Below are 19,804 nucleotides of genomic sequence, written 5' to 3'. Positions count from 1 at the left end.
GGAGAGATCGTTAGCCGGAAAGCCATGCGAATTGCGGCGCAGGAGATTGACAACCAAACCGGACTCATCGAAGCAGAGCAGGCACTGGCCTTAAACGCCGGCTCAATAACCAACGGACAGGGCACTGTCATCAGCCTGGCTGATAGCGAACTGCGCATTGAGGCGGCAGAAAAACTGGAAAACCAGGCCGGAATCATTGGTGGCAACGGCAAGGTAACAATAGCCGCGGGAGACCTGGATAACAGCAACGGGGGAGAAATCAGTGCCAAACAGGATGTAACCCTAACAATCGCTGAACAATTGCATAATGACGGCGGGGCCGTATTAGCCGGCAATGATCTAAGCGTAGAACAACTCGGCGGAGGGATAACCAATACAGAAGGAGCGCTGCAGGCCGGCCGTGATCTGTTGATTTTTGCTGGGACGACGGATATAAGCGGCGGCGAATTCTCCGCTAATGAGAATATCACCATTGGTGCCGGAAGTTTTGCGGCGGACAAACTGCAAGCCGGTAAAGACGTGGCGATTCAGGCAGCAGCCGATGTCACTGTACATACCGCAGCGCAGGCCGGCGGAAACCTGACGGTCGGTGCGGGCGGAACGGTAACCAATTCCGGCAGGTTAACCGCCTTGAAAGGTCTGCAAATCCATAGCGGCAGTTTAAACAATGAAGATGGAGCCGCTATTACCAGCGGCAGCCAGCTCGACCTGGTGCAGCAAGAAGTACGTAATCAAGGCACCATTTATAGCAAAGGCCGGGCAATGATCGCGGCCCAAGACCAATTGACGACCAGCGGGGTCATTACTAGCAATACCGACATTGATATAACAGGAGGAACCATTGTTTCGACCGGAACGCTGGCGGCCGGGTTGGCTGACGGGGGAGCATTGGGAAGTTCCGGCAATTTAACGCTCCTGGCCAATGGCAGCCTAACAGCGACCGGGAAAACCTTGGCCGGTGGCAGTCTTTCCCTGCAGGGAACCACTGTGGATATCCGTGGGGCTGAAACCTACTCCGGCCATACCGCAGTTATCACGGCAACTGTCGGCGATATGGACAACAGCGGGGGAAAGCTGACCGCAAATGACAGTCTGACGATAGTGGCGGCCAATACCCTTGTCAATGATGCGGCTGAGACCAGGGCAAACCAACTACAGCTTACTGCCAAGGATATAACCAACCGCAGCGGCCTTCTGGCTCAATACGGACAGAGCGACTTTGTCCTGAATACCGGCAAACTCGATAACACCGGGGGAGAGATTGCCGCCAATAGTGGCAATTTAGCGATTAACGCCAGCGAGCTCGATAACAGCCAGGGTCAAATCCAGCATGCCGGCAGCGGCAAACTCAGCGTAACGGCCAGTGGCGACCTGCTAAATAACGGGGGCCAAATGATCAGCAACGGTGCCCTTGCCCTAAAGGGCCGTCAAATCGATAATGGGCAGGGGACGCTATCGGCCCAGGGTGCTTTGACGGCTAAGACGGACAATTTGGATAACCGGTCCGGCGTGATGGTCGGCAGCGGTGACGTCAGCCTGGAAATCACAAACGCACTAGCGAATCAAAACGGCACGGTCGAGGCAGGCCAAGGCCTAACGCTGTCGGCCGGAACCATTCAAAACGAGAACGGCAAACTGATCAGTCTGGATCAGAGCGGCCTTCACCTGACCGTAGCAGACGCACTCAATAACCGGCAGGGCCTCATTGGCAGTAACGGAGCGGCCAACATCCGGGCTAAGACGCTCGACAATACCGGCGGGCAGATAGTCAGTGCTGATAACCTACTGATTGAGGCAGCAGGCGGTATGACCAACACGAGTGGAGAACTGACGTCAGGACAGGACCTGACCCTGGTGCAGCAAGCGGCGGACTTTATCAATGAGAAAGGAGCCGTGCAGGCCGGACGCAAGCTGGACATTCAGGCAGTAGACGTTCACAATGCCCAAGGTAAACTGGCAGCTAAGGATCTTAACGTAACGGCAACGGGAACCGTCACTAACAGCGGCACCATGGAAGCCGAAGAAAACCTGGACCTCAGCGCGCAGCAAGTCGATAATCAGGCCGGGGGAACCTTGGCCGCCAACGATAACGTGAACGTAACGGCGGTTGACGATGTACATAACGGCGGCAGCCTGTTCGGCAGGGATATCAACGTATTGGCAGACAACATTGTCAATGCCGGGGAGACGGCAGCTATAGCGGCTACCGACAGTGTCAACCTGTATGCCAAGACTGGACTGGACAATCAGGATGGAGCGCTTATTTACAGTATGGGCAATATTGATATTGCCGGTAGTAAGGAACAGGAAAACGGCGAGTATACTACCAGAGCTAAAACGCTTACCAATCAGTCGGCCAATATTGAGGCGGACGGGGATATCGTGATTTACGCTGACGAGGTGGTGAATAAGAAACAGGAGTTCGAGACAGCGCAGACTATCATTACAGATGGCATGTATCCTTTGGAGGAAGGGGGGCGGTATGGCATAATTGTTACGGGGTTGGATGAAATGAATGCGCTGGATGGCTTCCTTAGATATGACCTGCAGATCGAATCATGGGGGCATGAAGATAATAATAAGTTAATATTGTACAGAGGACAAAGCCGTACTAAAACGCAAATACTTAAAGATTCTCCGGAGGGGAAAATCGTAGCTGGTCGCAATCTAACCCTTCAAGCAACGAATACTCTCAATGATAACAGTTGGCTGTTGGCAGGAAAAAATCTGTTTAGTAAGGGTAATATTACTAATCAAGCGTTTAGCGGTAATAGTAAGACCATAAAACATTATGCACTGGCCAGTTTTGAGGTTGGAAATGAAGGTGATCCCTACCTTTGGGCCGTATCTGTTGATATTGATTTTCTTTATGATGAAGTGGTAGACATTGAAATAATACCTGGCAGCAGTAGCACCGCCCTCTTCGGCGGTGGGCAGCAGGTCGTCATTGACGGAACTAGTGTCAGCAACGTCATCGTTACTCCCGGATGGCGATATCTTTTCCGGCGTCTACACTGACGGTGCCTTGTTCACTGACGGCGGAGCTGCCGGCTAGGGTGATATCTCCGGCGGCTTTTAGGGAAATATCTTGGCTTGCGGCAAGATTGGTGCCGATGGTGGTTTCGTCATAGTGCATGTTCCTCGTCACCGAAAAACATGAAACCCTAACCGAATCCAAGAAAACCAAATCCGGTTTCTTTTCCAAGAAGACAACCGTCAAACGTGACCACTCCCTCGTCAACGAAGTAGTCGGCAGCACCATCTCCGGGAATGCGGTTGACATGGACTCCGGAAACGATATCACGCTGAAGGCCAGCAGCGTGGTCGGCACGAATGACGTTGACCTAACCGCCAAGCATGACCTTACCCTGGAAAGCGCGGCGGAAACCGGAGCCTCCGAGCACTATAAATACACTAAGAAATCCGGCCTCTTTTCCGGTGGTGGCCTAGGCTTTACCATTGGCAGTAAAAGTGAGAAGCTGACAGTTGATGAAAAAATCATCGGCCAGGTGGGCAGTACGGTTGGCTCCCTTGACGGCAATGTGAATATGATCGCCGACAATCAAGTCCAGAGTGCCGGAGCCACCCTGATTGCCGGCAAGGATATCAATATTACCGGTAAAGACGTTACCATAGATAACACGGTAGACACCTACGACAGCAAGACCAAATATGAGTTCAAACAAAGCGGCGTCACCGTTTCGTTAGGCGGTGGTGTTGTCGATACGGGTACCGATGCGTTAAATCATATCCAACGGGCTAATGAAGTAAGCGATGAACGCTTGAAAGTCCTTTATGATTACAAAGCCTCACAAGATATTAAAAAGATAAGCGATCAACTGGAAAGCGGCGTCAATAAAGAGAACCTGAAAAAGGGTGTTTCCGTCAATATCAGCATCGGCAGCAGTAAAAGCACTACCGAGCAAACCGTTCATATAGAAACCGTCAATCCGTCCAACATCACTGCCGGTCAAGCCGTGAACATTACCGCCACAACAGACGATGTGACCCTGCAGGGAACAAAAATTGACGCCAAAGACGTCAAGCTGGATGCTGCCGGTGATATTAACCTTACCGCCGCTCAGAATTTGCAGCAGACCACCAGCAAATCGGAAAGCTCCTCCTGGTCAGCAGGTGTCAGCCTGAATGCCGGAATCTTTGGCAGTGTCAGCAAAGGCAGCAGCAAGGGAAATGGCACGGTGACAACCCATACCGGTACCGTGGTTACCGCCAGTGATCAAGTGGAGCTCCTGTCCGGCAACGATACCAACATCATCGGCTCACAGGTAAAAGGCGATCAAGTGACAGTGGATAGTAAAGGCGATCTGAATATCGTCAGCCTGCAGGATACCGACACCTATACAGAGAAAACCAGTAGCAGCGGAATCGGCTTCAGTACCGGAGCAAATGGCGGTATAACCGGATCTGTTAGCAAAGGCAAAACCAACTCCGACTATGCCAGTGTGACCGAACAAGCCGGGATCTACGCCGGGGACAAAGGTTTCGACATCACGGTAGGAGGCAATACCGACCTGCAGGGCGCGGTCATCAGCAGTGAGGCTACACCGGACAAGAACAAACTCTCTACCGATACGTTGACCTTTGGTGATATACAAAACAAGGCCGAATACTCCTCCAGCAGCAAAGGCTATACCCTCAATACCAAACCGGATGCCAAACAGAGCGAACAAGGCTTGAACCCGTCATCGGCGTAACCACAGCCGGAGCTGCGGATAGCACCACCCATTCTGCCATTTCACCGGGAACCATTGAAATCCGGAACAATCCGAATCAGGACCTTTCCAATCTCAACCGGGATACAGCCAATGCACTCAATGCTTTAGGCAAGATCTTTGACAAGAAAACAGTAGAAGAACAACAAGAACTGGCGCAGGTATTTGGCGAAGTAGCGTTTAATCTAGTACATAAAATCAGTGAAGCCAACGATTGGGATGAAGGAAGCCCACAGAAAATAGCCTTACACGCCTTTGTTGGAGCAGTAATGGCAGATCTGAGCGGAGCAGATGCCTTATCAGGAGCTGTTGCCGCAGGAATAAATGAAGCGGTGCAAAAGCACCTGACTGAAATGTTCAAAGGCAATCCGGCCATGCATCAATGGGCAAGTGCCCTTATCGGAGCTACGGTAGCAGAATTCATTGGTGGAGATGTACAAACCGGTGGTTCTGTAGCTGTCAGTGGAACAAAAAATAACCTTCTTGCATATTTTTTGACCAATACGCAAGATGCTTTAAAAGACGCATTACGGGCTAAAAACGGGGAAGAACCTACCGACCAACAACTCGCTGAACTCAATGCACAAATAAGTGCAGCTTTGACTGCCGTTTTCCCGGACGGGAAGCCGACAGTAGAAGGGGAAGCTTCCGTAATCCGTAGCGTACTGCAACAAAATGGCATACCTCTTGCCAGTATAGAAGACTTTATTACCGTTTATACCTCACAAGCATCTGGGGCAGTAGAACAATACAACCTGGCGCAACTGAAACAGGGGACCATTCGTACTACCGCGCTGATAGATACTATATCAGACAACATAAAAGGGACTATTGACCTAATCTATCTAATGACACCCGTAGGACAAAAAGAGCTTGTCCAGGCACTGTTGCAAGACCCCACATTACCGGCAACTATTGGGCAAGCAGCATATAACAGCCTTAAAAATTGGGCTGTAAGTATCCAAGGTAATAATGGGGATGAAGCGCAGGCTAAGGCACAAGGTCAACTGTTGGGACAGGTCTTAACCGCCTACGCAACTGCAAAGGGAACAAGTGCCTTTCAAAAATTAGGTGTTGGCGCAAAAGAGCCCCAACTTCCAGAAGTTGTAGTGACAGGAGAACGGATACCGAGTGGTTCTGCTATTGCTGAGGGGTCGGGTAATGCTGTTTCGAATGTAAGCTCTGATATTAGAAAATTTACTGAGTACATATTTAAGGACGGTGCGGCACCAGGAAAGGATGTGGTATTTAAAAATTTAGGATATGGGGTCAAGGATTCTGAATCTCTAATAAAAATTTATAATGAACAGGCTGCGGCTAAATTTGCAAAGGGTGAATATACACTTGGAAAGGCAGACTCCTTTGGTCAGCGGATCAATATAGAAATTGAGCTTCCTGGCATTGGAGATGCTGCTGGCAAAACTAGTTATTTAAAATCAGGTTGGATGATAAAGCCAGATGGTTCTTTAACATTAAACACACCATTTGCTGGATTTACAAAGTAGGAGATGGAAAGATATGAAACCATTTCAAAAAGTAAGACTATTAACTGATAAATATATTGATGAAGGCATAAAAATAGGGGATATTGGGGTTATTCTTGAAGATTATGACGGGGAGAATTTTGAAGTTGAGTTTTCAGATAATAATGGTATTACCATAGCATTATTTGCAATCCCAGGTAAAGAGCTAGAACTTGTTGATGATAAGTAAACAGACAAGGTGACGCGTACTTTTGTCTCAAAATCATCAATAAACGAGGTCAGCGGACGTAAAATGATATGCTCCCCTTGTAGTAGTCAGTTTTTTTATTTAAACTGTCTACCTCAAGGGGAGCATATCAAAAATCCTCTGACCTCTCTTTTCCTCTCTGGTGTCGTCTGAGTGAAGTGTCGAGGGGGACGAGGTTATTGACACAGTCTTAGAGAGAAAAGTGAAAATGGAATATATTGTCTGGCTGGCATATCTAAAAGTGTAATGGATAGGGTATAAGTGGGGCGAAGAACCTGCCCCTATGTCCGTTTTTCCATATTTTCCCCATGACTGTAATCATTATTGCCAGACAAGAAGGTTAGTTATATAAATAAGGTGATTAGGGGTGAAAACATGGGTAATAGCAATATTAAAAAAGCATATGCGATCTCAAAAAATATTTATGATGATACGTTGACCCAAACAAAATGGTGGTCTAAATTGTATATATGGTTTTTTTGGAGCGGTATAAACGATATAGAAATAGCTGATAAGGTCTTAGACATGATTCCAAGCGATTTTGCTGGAAAATTGCTTGATGTGCCAGTTGGAACGGGAGTATTCACATTAGATAAATATAGAGCGTTGACAAAGGCTGAAATAACGTGTGTAGATTATTCAGAGGATATGTTGCTTCAAGCCCAAAAAAGGTTTTCCGATAGTAAAATTAGAAATGCTACTTGTATGCAGGGGGATGTTGGAAACCTGAAATTCAGCGATGAAACATTTGATATTGTCCTTTCCGTGAATGGATTCCACGCGTTCCCTGATAAAGAAAAAGCATTTTTTGAAACTGCGCGTGTTCTAAAAAAAGACGGTATCTTTTGCGGATGTTTTTATATTAAAGGGCAATGTAAACGCACAGATTTTATCGTCAATTTTTTGTTAGCAAAAAAAGGCTGGTTTACGCCACCTTTCCAATCGCTTCAGGAATTAAGGTTAAGATTATCTACAATGTATTCGCAAGTTGAGATAGACAATCAAAAATCATTGGTTTATTTTAAGTGTACCAAATAGTCACGATCTTTTATTTATTCTATACAGCGAAGTTGTGTTAAAGTAGATTATGAACATCCTACATGTCCGCACTGGTTTTCCGGTATCCTTTTTGTGTAGAGCATCGGGTTTGCCTGTTAGTATCAAGTGGGTGTGTCTTGAGGAGCTAAGAGATGAGATGCTAAGGATTGCATAATAATATAGACTCAGCTATATTATGGAAAGAATACCAGGTATTGTAATAATAGATAACACAGTAGTCAAAAAAGCGCACCGAGAAGCAGTACTTTTATCACCATTATACTTTTCTGCAAAAACGCCTATTAAGCTCGCAGTAGGCATTGCTACTAAAATTACACATAAATAAGTAAGAGTTTTATCAGCATCTATAAGATCAAGAATTGCAAAGCTAAAAATGGGAGCAATTATTAATTTAATCAGACTTAAGTAATACACATCAAAACCTTTGAATACATCTTCTAAATTAATATCTGCAAGCATAGCTCCTATTATAAACATTGAAATTGAAGTCGTCATGTTTCCTATACTCTCCAGAGTTTTAAGTAATGGCAGTGGAAGTTTAGTGGAAGTAAGAAATATTATTATTCCTAATAAAGTACACATAAGAGGTAAGTTTGCAAGATTTTTCCTTATACTTTTAAAATCCTTTTTATCTGTAAAAAGTGTCACTCCGTATGTAAACATAAAAATATTAAAAGGAATTGTAAAAATAGATGTATAGAATACTCCTATACTCCCCAATAAGCCTTGAGCCAACGGAAATCCTACAAAACCACAATTTGAAAAAACGGTGGAAAAGCTAAATATACTTTTTTTGCTGCTTTCAAGTTTACAATATAACAGCTTGCTTAGAAGTATAAGAATAATATGTATCAAAAAAGAATAAAAAAGAATTAAAACAGCATTTTTAAGCATATCCATAGAAAACTCAAAGTTAAAAGAATAAATAATCATACAAGGCAATGTAACATACATCAAAATATCGGAAAGTCCCTTATTTACCTCATCGGTAATTATTTTCTTTTTTCTTAAAATGACCCCGATTATCATCATAAGGGTAAGTATAAGAACTTGATTTATAACGGTTGTATTCAAAATTTTTCTCCTTTCAGGTAAAAAATATTGTTTCAACAAAATATTATACTTTTATTCATTCCAATATGCAATATATTGCATATCTCATATTGGAAAATAACAACTGTTGGTGTATAATAGTGCCTGATGATAATCTACAATGATTTCTTTTAAATAATGGAATTAAAATGAGGATTTGAGGTAATTAGAATGCCAATACCCCAAAATTTTATTGCACCAGAACAACTTTCTTCAAAAGAAACCGCGTTTAGGCAAATTCGGGAGTGGATTATTGATGGAACGTTGGCACCTGGAGAAAAAATCAATGATATGGAATTATCAAAAGCTCTGAGAATAAGTAGAACACCCGTTAGAGAAGCCCTTCAGCTACTTGAAGCTCAAAATTTTGTCGAAATAATGCCGGGACGAAAAACGACTGTGACCCATATCGACGAAGATGAACTCAGATTGATTTTACCTCCAATAGCAGCTTTAAGTGGTGTAGCTTGTGAATTGGCAATTGACAAAATCAATGACCAAATAATTTCTGAATTAAAGAGCATGAACAACCAGATTGAATATGACATTCGCAACAATAGTTTTTTTGCTGCAAATCAACATGATTTAGAGTTTCATAATATCATCCTGAAAGTAACAAATAATAAATATATCGATGGGATGCTTTCCATGATGCTTGCCCATGTTAGACGCTTAATTTGTAATCAACAAATAAATCTTTCTTTAATTTCTGTTGAGGAACATAAGCAACTGATTCATGCTTTTGAAACGAAAGACAAAGTATTAGTAGTTCAATATTCTACAAAAAATTGGAAACGCCCCTTGGACGAATATTTTAAATTGTAATAAAGGCATGATAGTAAAATCGCTGATATACCTAAAAGCACGTTGAGTGAAACTGGACTTCAGGAAGCGCAAGTTCCTGATGTGGATATTTTAGAATTAAGTGGCTGAACAAAACCAATAAAAACGGGCATTGTCCAAATACCCCAGTTGTAGAATAATCAATCTATAACTGGGGGTATTAGAATGTCAGGAGAAAAAGGAATGAAACATTTTTGAACGTCCCTGCTATCCCTAATGGGCTTGACAGTCAATGGGAGGTTCTTTTATGCCAAAAATAAAGATAGCCGTCCCCCAATAGACGGCTACTGCAGAATTCATTCCTCTTCTTCCCGTTTAGAGACTATCCTGAGGATCTCACATACGTTTCTGTTTATTTCCGCTATTTGCACTTCCAGCCTTTCTAAACGTTTTTTAAAATGACCAACAAGATCACGACTTTCTTCATCATTCATAAAATCCACCTCCTACTTTTCATAATATGATTAATGGGAGGTGTGATGTGACAATAGCCGCTACTTTGTTAGCGTGGCGACTAACATAGGGACAGGAACCTTGTCCCGGAGATAGAAGAACATCACACTGGCTTTAGGCTGATAAAAAGCCAAGAGAAGCAAAAAAGAGTAGCAAATAAATACATAACAAAGCAGACCGACAGTGAAAATGTCGGTCTGCTTTGTTATGTAAACAAGTAGAAGAAATACCACTAACTCTGGCGTAATAAATGCCCAGGAATTTATTTTGGTTTATATAAATAAATTACCAATATTTAGGAGGTAAATCGGTGATAACGGAGAATCTAAAAAACAAATAATGTAGGACAACCGTTATTATTCCCACATGACAAGGAGGAATCCCCTAATGGAAAATCAGGAATACACGTTAAAGGAAGCGTCCAAGCTTCTTAATTTGTCGATCCAGACTATCAAGCGGCGAATTGAAAGAGGAGAAATACAGGCAAGAAAAGAGAACACCGAATCCGGTGAACGCTGGCTTATACCGTCCAGTCAATTTCTCAGTGGGGAATCTGTAAAAGAAAACCTTCCCGCTTCTAAACTAATCAGCATCCAGGAACTGCAACAAGCCTTTTCTATGGTTGCCGCTGCCCAGACTCAGGAGATCAAAGAATATATTTCTCAGCTTGAAGGGAAATTAGACAGACAAAGCCAAGTTCTGGAGAGACAATCCCTCATGCTGGACGGGCACTATCGTTTGGTTGATCAACGCCTGCGGGAACTGCATGAGAAAAAACAGGAAGATGCAAAACCATTTTGGAAAAGATTTTTTTAGAAAAAGTTTGATCATTCGCTTTGATAGAATTAAATCTCTCGGATACATATTTCAATTGATCATAAATTGTCGATTTTTTCATCGCCATCACGATAATATATTGTCACCATGACTGAACCATTTCTGGTATAATGCCTCCAGTTCGCCGTTAGCTTTCATGTCCGACAGTATTCTTTTCAGCCTTTCTCCCAATTCTTTATGTTTATTGGCATAAGCGATTGCATAGTTTTCCGGCTGGATGAGTTTTAGCATGGTCGGTTGGGTAATCATTTTTTGCGAAACGAAATATTCTAAAATCAACTTGTCAAAAACAATGGCATCAATCCATCCCTGATTAAAAGCTTGTATCATGTCCGGATTGGATTGAAAAGCCTGGACGCTGGAAAGACGGCTGCTGCGGGTAAAGTCTTCAGCGGTCGATCCTTGGGGAACACCCACTTTTATACCGCTTAAGTCTTTCATCTCCCGGACGGCTGCCCCCTGTCTGGTCAGCAGGGCCAAACCTCCCTTTTCAATATACGGTTGTGTAAAATGAACACGTTTTTGCCGTTCCGGAGTATCGGACAATGAACAGATGGCAATATCTACGTATTCATGATTTAAGGCATCAAAAATATACTCGAGTGAAACCATTTGATAGCTGATCTTTAGCCCGGCTTTTTGGGCAATGGTATTCATCAGCTCGATGTCAAAGCCGGTGAGCCGGCCTGTGCCGTCTTCATAGGCAAAAGGCGCGAACTGAGGTACAATTCCTACTTTAATTTCTTCGCGATGGTCAACTACCTGGGCAAACAGCGTCAATAATCCCATGACCAGCAGGGCGCCTAAACCGACAATGTATTTTGTTTTCCATCTTGCAAACAGGTTTGATTTATTTTCTGTCCTGTTTAAATAATAATACAGCGGTAGACCGGCCAGAGTAAGGGCGATGGAGGCTATACCGTTAAAAAATTGATAGCTGAGCATACCGTAGATGACATAGAGGGCTCCGCCAATGGCGATCAGCGGCACCACAGGATAAAACGATACCCGGTAAGGACGCGGCAGGTCCGGATGAGTCATCCGGGCGACGATAACGGCGATGAACGTCAGCAAATAGAACAGCCAGACAGAGAACATCGCAATATCGGAAAGTCTGTCCGCATCCAGCAGCCGGGAATAAACAAAGGCGCTTACCACCAGCACCAATAGCGCATTGACCGGCGAGCCGCTGTCATTGTCAACCTTGCGCAAGAACGAAGCACCCAAAATCTGCCTTCTTTGCCCCATGATATAGATCGTGCGGGATAAGGTCATAACATAGCCGTTAAGGCCTCCTAGAATGGAAATCATGATACCGACCGCAATCAGATTCCCTCCCATTAGGCCAAACATCCGCTGGGCTGCAATTGAGGAGGCATCATGCCCGAGGGCGACCATTTCACCGGCGGCAAACATTTTGAATATTGCGACATTAATGGCAAGATAAGTTAGCACAAGAAACAGTATTCCGCCAATGATGGCTTTCGGCAATACTTTACCCGGATTTTTTATTTCACCGGCTACTGAGGCAACCTGTGCCCAGCCGTCATAGGCAAACAGCGTTGCAAGAATAGCGACGGCAAAGGGCGCAGTCGTCTCCAGTGCCCCGTCGCTGGCCGTGAATAGGGGAACCTGACCGTTTCCTTTCCAGATGCCGAACACGGCTATTAATGCAATCGGGACCAGTTTACAGAAGGTTGCCACCGTCTGCAGGTAGCCTGCCTGTTTTACGCCGACGGAATTAATAAAGGCAATAAAGCCCAGGACTCCGGCACCAACCACAGAGGTGTAATAATCCGGGATAGTAAATAACAGGCAGAAGACGGAACTGAAATAGCCGGTTAACGTCCCCACCATGGCCGGGCCGAAAATAACGCTGGTCATCCAGCCATATAAAAAGGCAACCTTTGGGCCGTATATTTCTTCCAGATAGACATAGATGCCACCCGTACGGGGAAACATAACGCCCAGTTCACAGAGAGTCAAACCACCGCTTATGGAAAAAAGACCGCCGATACCCCAGGCGGCTAAGGCCCAGTTGAAATCGCCTGCCGCGGCCAGTACGGCCGGCGGCTTCATGAACGCCCCGGCACCCAGAACCATACCGACGACCAAAGATAATGCGGAAATCAGACCGAGGTCAGTACGCAGCTTAGTTTCGGATGGATCATGATTGTTTACCCGACTCATAAATTCCCTCCTTGCGTGAATTTTTTAATATGCATTGCGTTTTTTACAGGCCACGTGAATTGCGTAATTCCCGATAAGCCATAAAAGGACCATAAATTGAGCTGCATTTATGGTCCTTTTAGCTAGCGGCCGGATGTTTTTCAGCAGGCATTCATTCCCGTCTGATTTTTGGTACGTTTAAAGCTGGCGGCGTATGTTGGGGGACAATGGCTTATGCTGATTTTCCAATTAATTGCTCCAGCGCTACATAGGGTAAATCTAAAGATTCGGCTACGGCCCTATAGGTCACATTGCCTTCCAGCACGTTGACTCCTTTAGCCAGCCCGGCATTGTCAAGGACGGCTTTCTTCCAGCCTTTATTAGCAATCTGCAGTGCATAATCCAAAGTTGCGTTGGTCAAGGCCAGGGTGGAGGTACGGGCTGCCGCGCCAGGTATATTCGCTACGGAGTAATGAATTACGCCATGCTTGACAAAGGTAGGATCACTGTGCGTGGTAACCCGGTCAATAGTAGCTATTGACCCGCCCTGGTCAATGGCCACATCCACAATGACCGAACCTGCTTCCATTGTCTTAACCATTTCCTCGCTTACCAGCTTAGGCGTTTTTGCACCCGGAATCAGTACTGCGCCGATTAAGAGGTCGGCCTTTTGAACCCAGTTGGCAATATTGTAGCTGTTGGACATAACGGTCATTACTCTGCCGCCGAAAATATCATCCAAATAAGCCAGCCGTTCTGAGGATTTATCGAGAACGGTGACACGCGCGCCCATTCCCAGGGCTATCTTGGCGGCATTCGTGCCAACAACGCCGCCGCCGATAATAACGACTTGCGCCGCCTCTACGCCGGGTACACCGCCTAAAAGGATACCCTTTCCGCCCCAGGGCTTCTCCATAAATTGCGCGCCGATTTGTATAGACATCCGGCCGGCAATCATGCTCATTGGCGATAACAAAGGCAACGTGTTGTTGCGTCCGACGATGGTTTCATAGGCTATACCGACTACCTTCTTTTTCAGCAGGGCCTGTGCTAATTTAGGCTCCGGCGCAAGATGCAGATAGGTGTAGAGAATTTGTCCTTCATGAAAGAGTCCGTACTCGGTTTCCAAAGGTTCTTTTACTTTGATAATCATATCAGCCTGGTCAAACAGTTCTTTTTTATCGGCAATCACTTTTCCGCCGGTTCTTTGATAACTTTCATCGGTGAAGCCGCAGGCAGCACCTGCTCCTTTTTCGATAAGGACGGTATGACCCGCTTTACGCAAAACTTCCGTGCCCGCCGGTGTAAGCCCCACACGGCTTTCGTTATTTTTGATCTCTTTTGCCACGCCAATAATCATTAGGCATAACCTCCGTTTGAAAAATTAGTAACTAAGTACCTTTCATGGTACCTGCCATTTTCTATGTGCAAGAATTATGCCAGGCAGAAAGTACGAATGGATCCGGAATTGTTTGTATATCTTGTAGTAATTTCATTCCAATATTCGGAACAAAATCGTTCCAGATGGAACGATTTTGTTCCGAATATTCAGTTTATATGCTATAAAGCTCAAGATAAACTTGCTTATAGGTGTAATTACGACATAATCATACAATCATTGTCGGTAATGGAAAGTAAGATTCTCAAATAATTTGAAAATTAAAAAATTTATAAATTATATTCTTTATTTTCGATATTGGCGATGTTATACTGTTAATCGGAAAAAAATTCCTTTTTGGCAAAATAGGGTTGTTTTACAAAACAGGGAGGTGAGAAAAACTTGGCAAATCTATGTCTGAAAATAAGCAACGAAGACCGGGTTGGGCTGGTTTTTGATATTTCGCGTATACTTGCAAAACAAAACATGAATATAGTATCCATGGAAGTTGTGCCCGGTATCACCTATCTGGAAATTGAGTTGTCACACCCTCGGGAAGAAGCCATGCTGGAGGCGAAGCTGAGTGCAATCCCGCAAGTCAATCATGTGGTCCGGATATTTCAGATGCCTTACCAGGAACGGGAACAGGAATTAAAGACAGTAATGGATACCATTGGAGACGGGATTATGGCGATTAACCGGCAGGAAGTTGTCATTCATTTTAATGCGGCCGCTGAAAAAATGCTGAGCCTCAAAAGCGAGAAAGTCATCGGTCGGAAACTCAGCGATATTTTTACGGCAGGGCCGCCTCTGCTGGAAATACTGCATAGCGGTCGTCCTTACAGCAACCGTGAAGTGATGCTTGCTACCGCCAAAGGAAGAAATCACTATCTTATCAGCGGCTGTCCGATAGCAGACAACCACGGTGGGGTTGCCGGTGCGGTAGCTGTGTTAAAATCCATGAAAGATGTTGAAGAGTTGGTGTATACGGTAACCAATCCGGAAATTAATAGTTTTAATCAAATTTTACATGTAAGTAAAGTGATGGAGCATACCATTGCTGTGGCAAAACGGGTTGCTCAAAATGATTCGACCGTACTTATCCGGGGAGAAAGCGGTACCGGCAAAGAACTTTTTGCCAGGTCGATTCATACAGCCAGTCCGCGGCAGGATAGAATTTTTGCGCCGATCAACTGTGCAGCTATGCCGGATGCGCTTCTGGAAAGCGAGCTGTTCGGCTATGAAGAGGGAGCCTTTACAGGAGCAAAAAAGTATGGAAAAACCGGACTTTTCGAATATGCCAATGGCGGAACGGTATTTTTAGATGAAATTGGTGATCTTTCCTTCAACCTGCAGGCAAAATTACTGCGGGTGCTGCAGGAAGGAACGATTAAGCGTCTGGGCGGCAACCGGGAAATCAGTGTTGATGTCCGGATTATTGCGGCAACTCATAGTAATTTAGAGCAAATGCTTCAGAAAAATCAATTCCGCGAAGATCTATACTACAGGTTGAATGTTATCCCCCTGTTCATTCCTCCCCTGCGGGACCGTAAAGAAGATTTGCCGCTGCTCATTGAAAGTCTTTTGTTTAAAAAAAATCATAAATTTAAAAAACATGTTAAGCATATATTAAAGCCGGCTATGGAAAAGCTGATAGAATACGATTGGCCGGGCAATGTCCGGGAATTGGAAAACGTACTGGAACGGGCCGTTAACTTTTCTTCACAGGGAGAAATCACGCCGGATGACATTATTCTGGACCATGCCGCCCGGGCCACCGCCAAGTCGGATTTCAAAACCGGCAAATCCCGCAAACTGAAGGAAATATTGGAGGAGACGGAATGCTCCATACTTTATGAAGCGGTCAATAAATACCGGTCATCGCGCCAAGTAGGTAAAATATTGGGTCTGTCTCACACAGGAGTACTAAACCGGATGAAAAAATATAATATTCCCATCAGGGAGCCAAATCCTTGAAGCCATTTCCTAAATGAAAAAACGGGTTCCGGCTCCTATTGTGACCTGGGAAAAGGCCGGTTCTGCTCCGTTAATTTCCGGTAGAGGTACCGGCCTTTAGCTTCTTTTTCCGGGCTGCCGGAGATACCGGTGCTTTTTTTGATAATGGATCGGAGAAGTGATTGGTGCTCAGGCCGGCTAATAGCACCTCCATCACATTTACCAGGCGATATGCCTGCTGTAAAGCGCTGCATAATTGATCCAGTGTTTTATCAGCGGGAGGAGAGGTGGCATCTGACACTAATTTGACCCCAGTCATACTGGCGGTAAGGGTGTCGAGGGCGATCAGATCTTCCGGTCCCAGCTCCTGCAGGGAAGACTTGCCCAAGGCACGCATGGCTTCCTCCATTTCCAGAACCATAGAGGTCAAAACGTTGGTTACACTGATGGCTGCCTGGTCGATATCAAGCTGTGTTTTCGCCGGAGAATTATAGTATACTAAAGTTGTTGGCGGTTCCCAGGGGGTTGCCTTGTCGACCTGGTTATGCGTTAGGGCCAGCAGGGGAATGGTGCCCAGGTAAATGGCGTCCGCGCCCAAAGCCAGAGCTTTAAGACATTGACCGGGTGTAAAAAAACCGCCGGATACAATCAAACTGATCGGTTTATCCTGTAAATAACGTTTGGCCCGTTTCAAGGCATAGAGGATGGGGATGCCAAAGTCATCCTGTTTAACCGGTGCGGTTGCATGGGAACCGCCGCCGGCGCCGTCAATCATAATGACATCAAAGCCCAGGCTTACCGCAACGGACAACTCTTCCTCCAGCCGGTCGGTTGCCATGATTTTCAAGGCAATGGGGATGCCGTTGGCCCGTTGGCGGAGATCACGCATGAAGTCCGGCCAGTCGGCCTCACTCTGTACTCCGGGCGGAGCCGGCAGGGCGACGGCAGGCTCATTCGGCGCCAACCCGCTTAATTGCTGAGCCCGTCCCTCGAAATTTACAGCCTCGACACTGGTTGGTCCTACATCGGCCCCTTGCCCCATTTGTACTTCCAGCATATCTGCGGTGGCAATTTCCTGATCCGTCCTTGCTCCCCAGGTTGGCCAGCGGCAAATTTGCAAAATGAATTTACCTGCCTCTTCCGGTTCTTCCGGTAAGAAAGGACCTTCGCCGGAACAGGTGGCGGTCTGCAGGAGTTTTGAGGCTCTGGCCAGAGCCAGCTTGGCTTCTTCGCTGAGGGCCAGCCCGTAAGCCATACCTCCGATAAGCAAGGGGATTTTTACGGTCAGCGGTTTGTCTGCCTGAATGCCCAATATGACGTCCATATCAATGGAGGCGTTTTCCGGCAGGGATAATTTCGTCATTTGCCGTGGCGAGAACATGAGCTGATCAAAACCGGGAAAGCGTTTGGGTGAGCCTAACGGACGCGTGACGATTTTACCTGTTTCAGCCCGTAAACTCATTTCGACTAAGTTCAAAACAGACAAGCGCTTTAAAGAAGGATACAACTCGAATAGATTCTGGTCATAGTCTTCCGTAAGTAATTTTGACATGATATCATCGATAATTCGATTCACTACATAACGTAAAAGCGGTTTGGCCAGCGAAAAGAGCGCTAGCAGGCCTAAGAGCAATAGCAGGACTAAGAATACTATCAATTGGTAATTAGTTAGTTGCATACTATTTCACCCATGAAGATTTTTCGTACTACTAGTATGTCATTTTTTTTTCTTTTGAACCGGAATAAAGCCCTGAAAGAGTAGAGAATCTATGTTTATATTGCTGTATTATCAAATTAAAGCGTTGTTACACATTCCTTTTTCGGCAATTATAGGCTAAAATGAGAGTGTTAACAAATTTTGAGATACTAAAAATAGGAATAGAAGGTGTTAACTAATGAAAAAGACATTATTTACCGGTTCTGCAGTAGCTTTGGTAACGCCCTTTACCGACAATGGCGTTAATTATCAGGAATTAGCCAGACTGATTGAGTTTCAAATCAAAGAAGGATCTGATGCCATTGTTATTTGCGGCACTACCGGCGAGGCGTCGACGATGCCGGATGAAGAGCATATTGCTGTCATTAAGTTCGCGGTGGAAACGGTAGCTAAGCGCGTTCCTGTTATTGCCGGTACGGGCAGCAACGACACCCGGCATGCCATTGACCTGTCACAAGCGGCGGAGGCGGTTGGCGCCGACGGACTGCTATCTGTAACTCCTTATTATAATAAAACAACGCAAAAAGGGTTGTACGGACATTTTAAGCTGATTGCCGAACATGTCGGCATACCAATCATTTTATACAACGTACCCGGCAGGACGAATTTAAATATCAGCCCGGAAGTGATCAGAGACTTGGCTGAACTGGATAATATTGTCGCAATTAAAGAATGTAATCTGGGGCAGGTTGGTGATGTAGTCAATCTCTGCGGGGAGGATTTTGCCGTCTATTCCGGTGATGACAATACCATCCTGCCATTGTTGTCACTGGGAGGCAAGGGGGTTATTTCCACGATGGCCAATATTATTCCACAGGATACTCATGATATGGTCGCGCGGTTTTTCCAGGGAGATATTCAGGGGGCCGTCAAACTGCAGCTTAAGACCTTAAATCTGATTAAGGCCCTGTTTAGTGAAGTTAATCCCATTCCGATTAAAGCAGCAGTCAATTTGCTGGGCTTTAAGGCCGGGCAGTGTCGAATGCCGCTGACGGAGCTCAGTGACAGCCACCTGGAGCTTCTTCGCCGTGAAATGAAAGCCTACGGCTTGCTGTGATCATCCCGCAATAATGAACCCCTTGTTTCCAGGAAACCTGGGAATAAGGGGTTCATTATTGCGGGATGGGGTTTTACAGCTCGGCAACTACCCTGCAGGGGAGTCCGGACAGATTTTGGTAATTAACCGGATACGTGTGTACCAGAAATGGTTTTTCAAGGGCTTCTTGCAGCAGTACATCCAGATTGGCCAGGTTCTCAATAACGAATACGTTATGGTCGGCGCAGTATTGATCAGCCTGGGGATGCTCTGCGGGTTTGCGGATGCCGGCAAAATCAATGCCGATCATGCTGACTTTTTTATTTACCAGCAGAGTGATCAAATCGTTGGTTAATTCCGGATGATCTTTGACGTAGGCAGCAGTTCCATATTGTTTTTCTTTTAGCCAGCCCGTATAAAACAGTACGAAGTCTCCGATGCTAATGGTGGAAGCATCAATATCCGTTACGCCTATTTCCCGGCCCCGGACATGGCTGACATCGAATAATTTACCGTTCCTTTGGGTGTTTTCTAAGGAGAATTGTTTATCCATAACATCAAAATGTGTTCCGATGTGTCCGAATTTTGCTACAGACGGTATTTCTCTGCTGGTATTCAGTTTTAAAAAGGTATTCAGTATTTCATCTGTAATAGCTACCGATAAATCGATTTTCATAATAACACTCCCTCTATCTTTATGATTTCCTTGGAAACAATTTTAGTATAATGCAAAATGGTTTCCTTGTAAACAATTTTTTGTAACCAATTTAATTTTTTTTTTACTTAAGGTATAATGGTCT

The 19,804-nt window shown here is 45.2% G+C and carries 16 protein-coding genes; 9 read left to right on the top strand and 7 right to left on the bottom strand.

Going from position 1 to position 19,804, the window contains the following annotated elements:
- Positions 1-3,018: autotransporter outer membrane beta-barrel domain-containing protein (locus P22_RS13345; RefSeq protein WP_216598078.1), on the top strand; the 3,018-nt coding region annotated here is incomplete at its 5' end.
- Here the strand turns inward: P22_RS13345 and P22_RS20565 are convergent.
- Positions 2,978-3,136, bottom strand: coding sequence for a hemagglutinin repeat-containing protein (locus tag P22_RS20565; RefSeq protein ID WP_156318953.1), 159 nt, complete (start codon positions 3,134-3,136; stop codon positions 2,978-2,980). The two genes, P22_RS13345 and P22_RS20565, sit on opposite strands and share 41 nt — an antisense overlap.
- Between P22_RS20565 and P22_RS21210 the strand changes: the two genes are divergently transcribed.
- The 4 genes from P22_RS21210 (at position 3,135) to P22_RS13325 (ending at position 7,502) form a co-directional block, all read left to right on the top strand.
- Positions 3,135-4,715, top strand: coding sequence for a hemagglutinin repeat-containing protein (locus P22_RS21210; RefSeq protein ID WP_054260737.1), 1,581 nt, complete (start codon positions 3,135-3,137; stop codon positions 4,713-4,715). The two genes, P22_RS20565 and P22_RS21210, sit on opposite strands and share 2 nt — an antisense overlap.
- 287 nt (positions 4,716-5,002) lie before the next feature.
- Positions 5,003-6,238: a DUF6883 domain-containing protein gene (locus tag P22_RS21205; RefSeq protein WP_069972824.1), complete on the top strand. Its 1,236-nt coding sequence runs from the start codon at positions 5,003-5,005 to the stop codon at positions 6,236-6,238.
- 13 nt (positions 6,239-6,251) lie between these two features.
- The gene (locus P22_RS13330; protein ID WP_054260736.1) at positions 6,252-6,446 is read left to right on the top strand and encodes a DUF4926 domain-containing protein; all 195 of its coding nucleotides are present in this window, start codon (positions 6,252-6,254) and stop codon (positions 6,444-6,446) included.
- A gap of 393 nt (positions 6,447-6,839) precedes the next feature.
- A complete protein-coding gene (locus tag P22_RS13325; RefSeq protein ID WP_082378488.1) occupies positions 6,840-7,502 on the top strand; it encodes a class I SAM-dependent methyltransferase in 663 nt (220 codons plus the stop codon).
- Positions 7,503-7,691: 189 nt separating this feature from the next.
- Here P22_RS13325 and P22_RS13320 read toward each other — a convergent pair whose 3' ends face one another.
- Positions 7,692-8,597, bottom strand: a complete 906-nt coding sequence (locus tag P22_RS13320; protein ID WP_054260735.1) for an AEC family transporter — start codon at positions 8,595-8,597, stop codon at positions 7,692-7,694.
- A gap of 189 nt (positions 8,598-8,786) precedes the next feature.
- On the opposite strand from P22_RS13320, the gene P22_RS13315 reads away from it, so the two are divergent.
- Positions 8,787-9,440 (top strand): GntR family transcriptional regulator, encoded by a 654-nt coding sequence (locus tag P22_RS13315; RefSeq protein WP_054260734.1) that lies wholly within the window; start codon positions 8,787-8,789, stop codon positions 9,438-9,440.
- Positions 9,441-9,754: 314 nt separating this feature from the next.
- Here P22_RS13315 and P22_RS20930 read toward each other — a convergent pair whose 3' ends face one another.
- On the bottom strand, positions 9,755-9,892 hold the full coding sequence (locus tag P22_RS20930; RefSeq protein WP_172675842.1) for a hypothetical protein: 138 nt from the start codon (positions 9,890-9,892) through the stop codon (positions 9,755-9,757).
- A 406-nt stretch (positions 9,893-10,298) separates the two neighbouring features.
- On the opposite strand from P22_RS20930, the gene P22_RS13310 reads away from it, so the two are divergent.
- Complete coding sequence (locus P22_RS13310; RefSeq protein ID WP_054260733.1) at positions 10,299-10,727, top strand: helix-turn-helix domain-containing protein; 429 nt, start codon at positions 10,299-10,301, stop codon at positions 10,725-10,727.
- A gap of 87 nt (positions 10,728-10,814) precedes the next feature.
- Here the strand turns inward: P22_RS13310 and P22_RS13305 are convergent, their stop codons facing one another.
- Both P22_RS13305 and ald read right to left on the bottom strand, forming a co-directional pair.
- A complete protein-coding gene (locus P22_RS13305; protein WP_054260732.1) occupies positions 10,815-12,938 on the bottom strand; it encodes an amino acid permease in 2,124 nt (707 codons plus the stop codon).
- Between the two features lie 211 nt (positions 12,939-13,149).
- Positions 13,150-14,277 carry an alanine dehydrogenase gene (gene ald, locus P22_RS13300; RefSeq protein WP_054260731.1) on the bottom strand — a complete coding sequence of 376 codons (1,128 nt, stop codon included), beginning with the start codon at positions 14,275-14,277 and terminating at the stop codon, positions 13,150-13,152.
- 420 nt (positions 14,278-14,697) lie between these two features.
- Between ald and P22_RS13295 the strand changes: the two genes are divergently transcribed.
- On the top strand, positions 14,698-16,272 hold the full coding sequence (locus tag P22_RS13295) for a sigma-54 interaction domain-containing protein (RefSeq protein ID WP_054260730.1): 1,575 nt from the start codon (positions 14,698-14,700) through the stop codon (positions 16,270-16,272).
- A gap of 70 nt (positions 16,273-16,342) precedes the next feature.
- On the opposite strand, the gene P22_RS13290 is transcribed toward P22_RS13295, so the two are convergent.
- Positions 16,343-17,929 carry an FMN-binding glutamate synthase family protein gene (locus P22_RS13290; RefSeq protein WP_069972823.1) on the bottom strand — a complete coding sequence of 529 codons (1,587 nt, stop codon included), beginning with the start codon at positions 17,927-17,929 and terminating at the stop codon, positions 16,343-16,345.
- Positions 17,930-18,146: 217 nt separating this feature from the next.
- On the opposite strand from P22_RS13290, the gene dapA reads away from it, so the two are divergent.
- Positions 18,147-19,025: a 4-hydroxy-tetrahydrodipicolinate synthase gene (gene dapA, locus P22_RS13285; protein WP_054260729.1), complete on the top strand. Its 879-nt coding sequence runs from the start codon at positions 18,147-18,149 to the stop codon at positions 19,023-19,025.
- Positions 19,026-19,098: 73 nt separating this feature from the next.
- Here dapA and P22_RS13280 read toward each other — a convergent pair whose 3' ends face one another.
- Entirely contained in the window at positions 19,099-19,680 is a 582-nt protein-coding gene (locus P22_RS13280; protein WP_054260728.1) for a cyclase family protein, read from the bottom strand.
- Between the last annotated feature and the right edge of the window lie 124 nt (positions 19,681-19,804).

This window comes from Propionispora sp. 2/2-37 (assembly GCF_001298735.1).
Taxonomy (GTDB): Bacteria; Bacillota; Negativicutes; order Propionisporales; family Propionisporaceae; genus Propionispora.
This window is presented reverse-complemented; position numbering and strand designations above follow the sequence as displayed.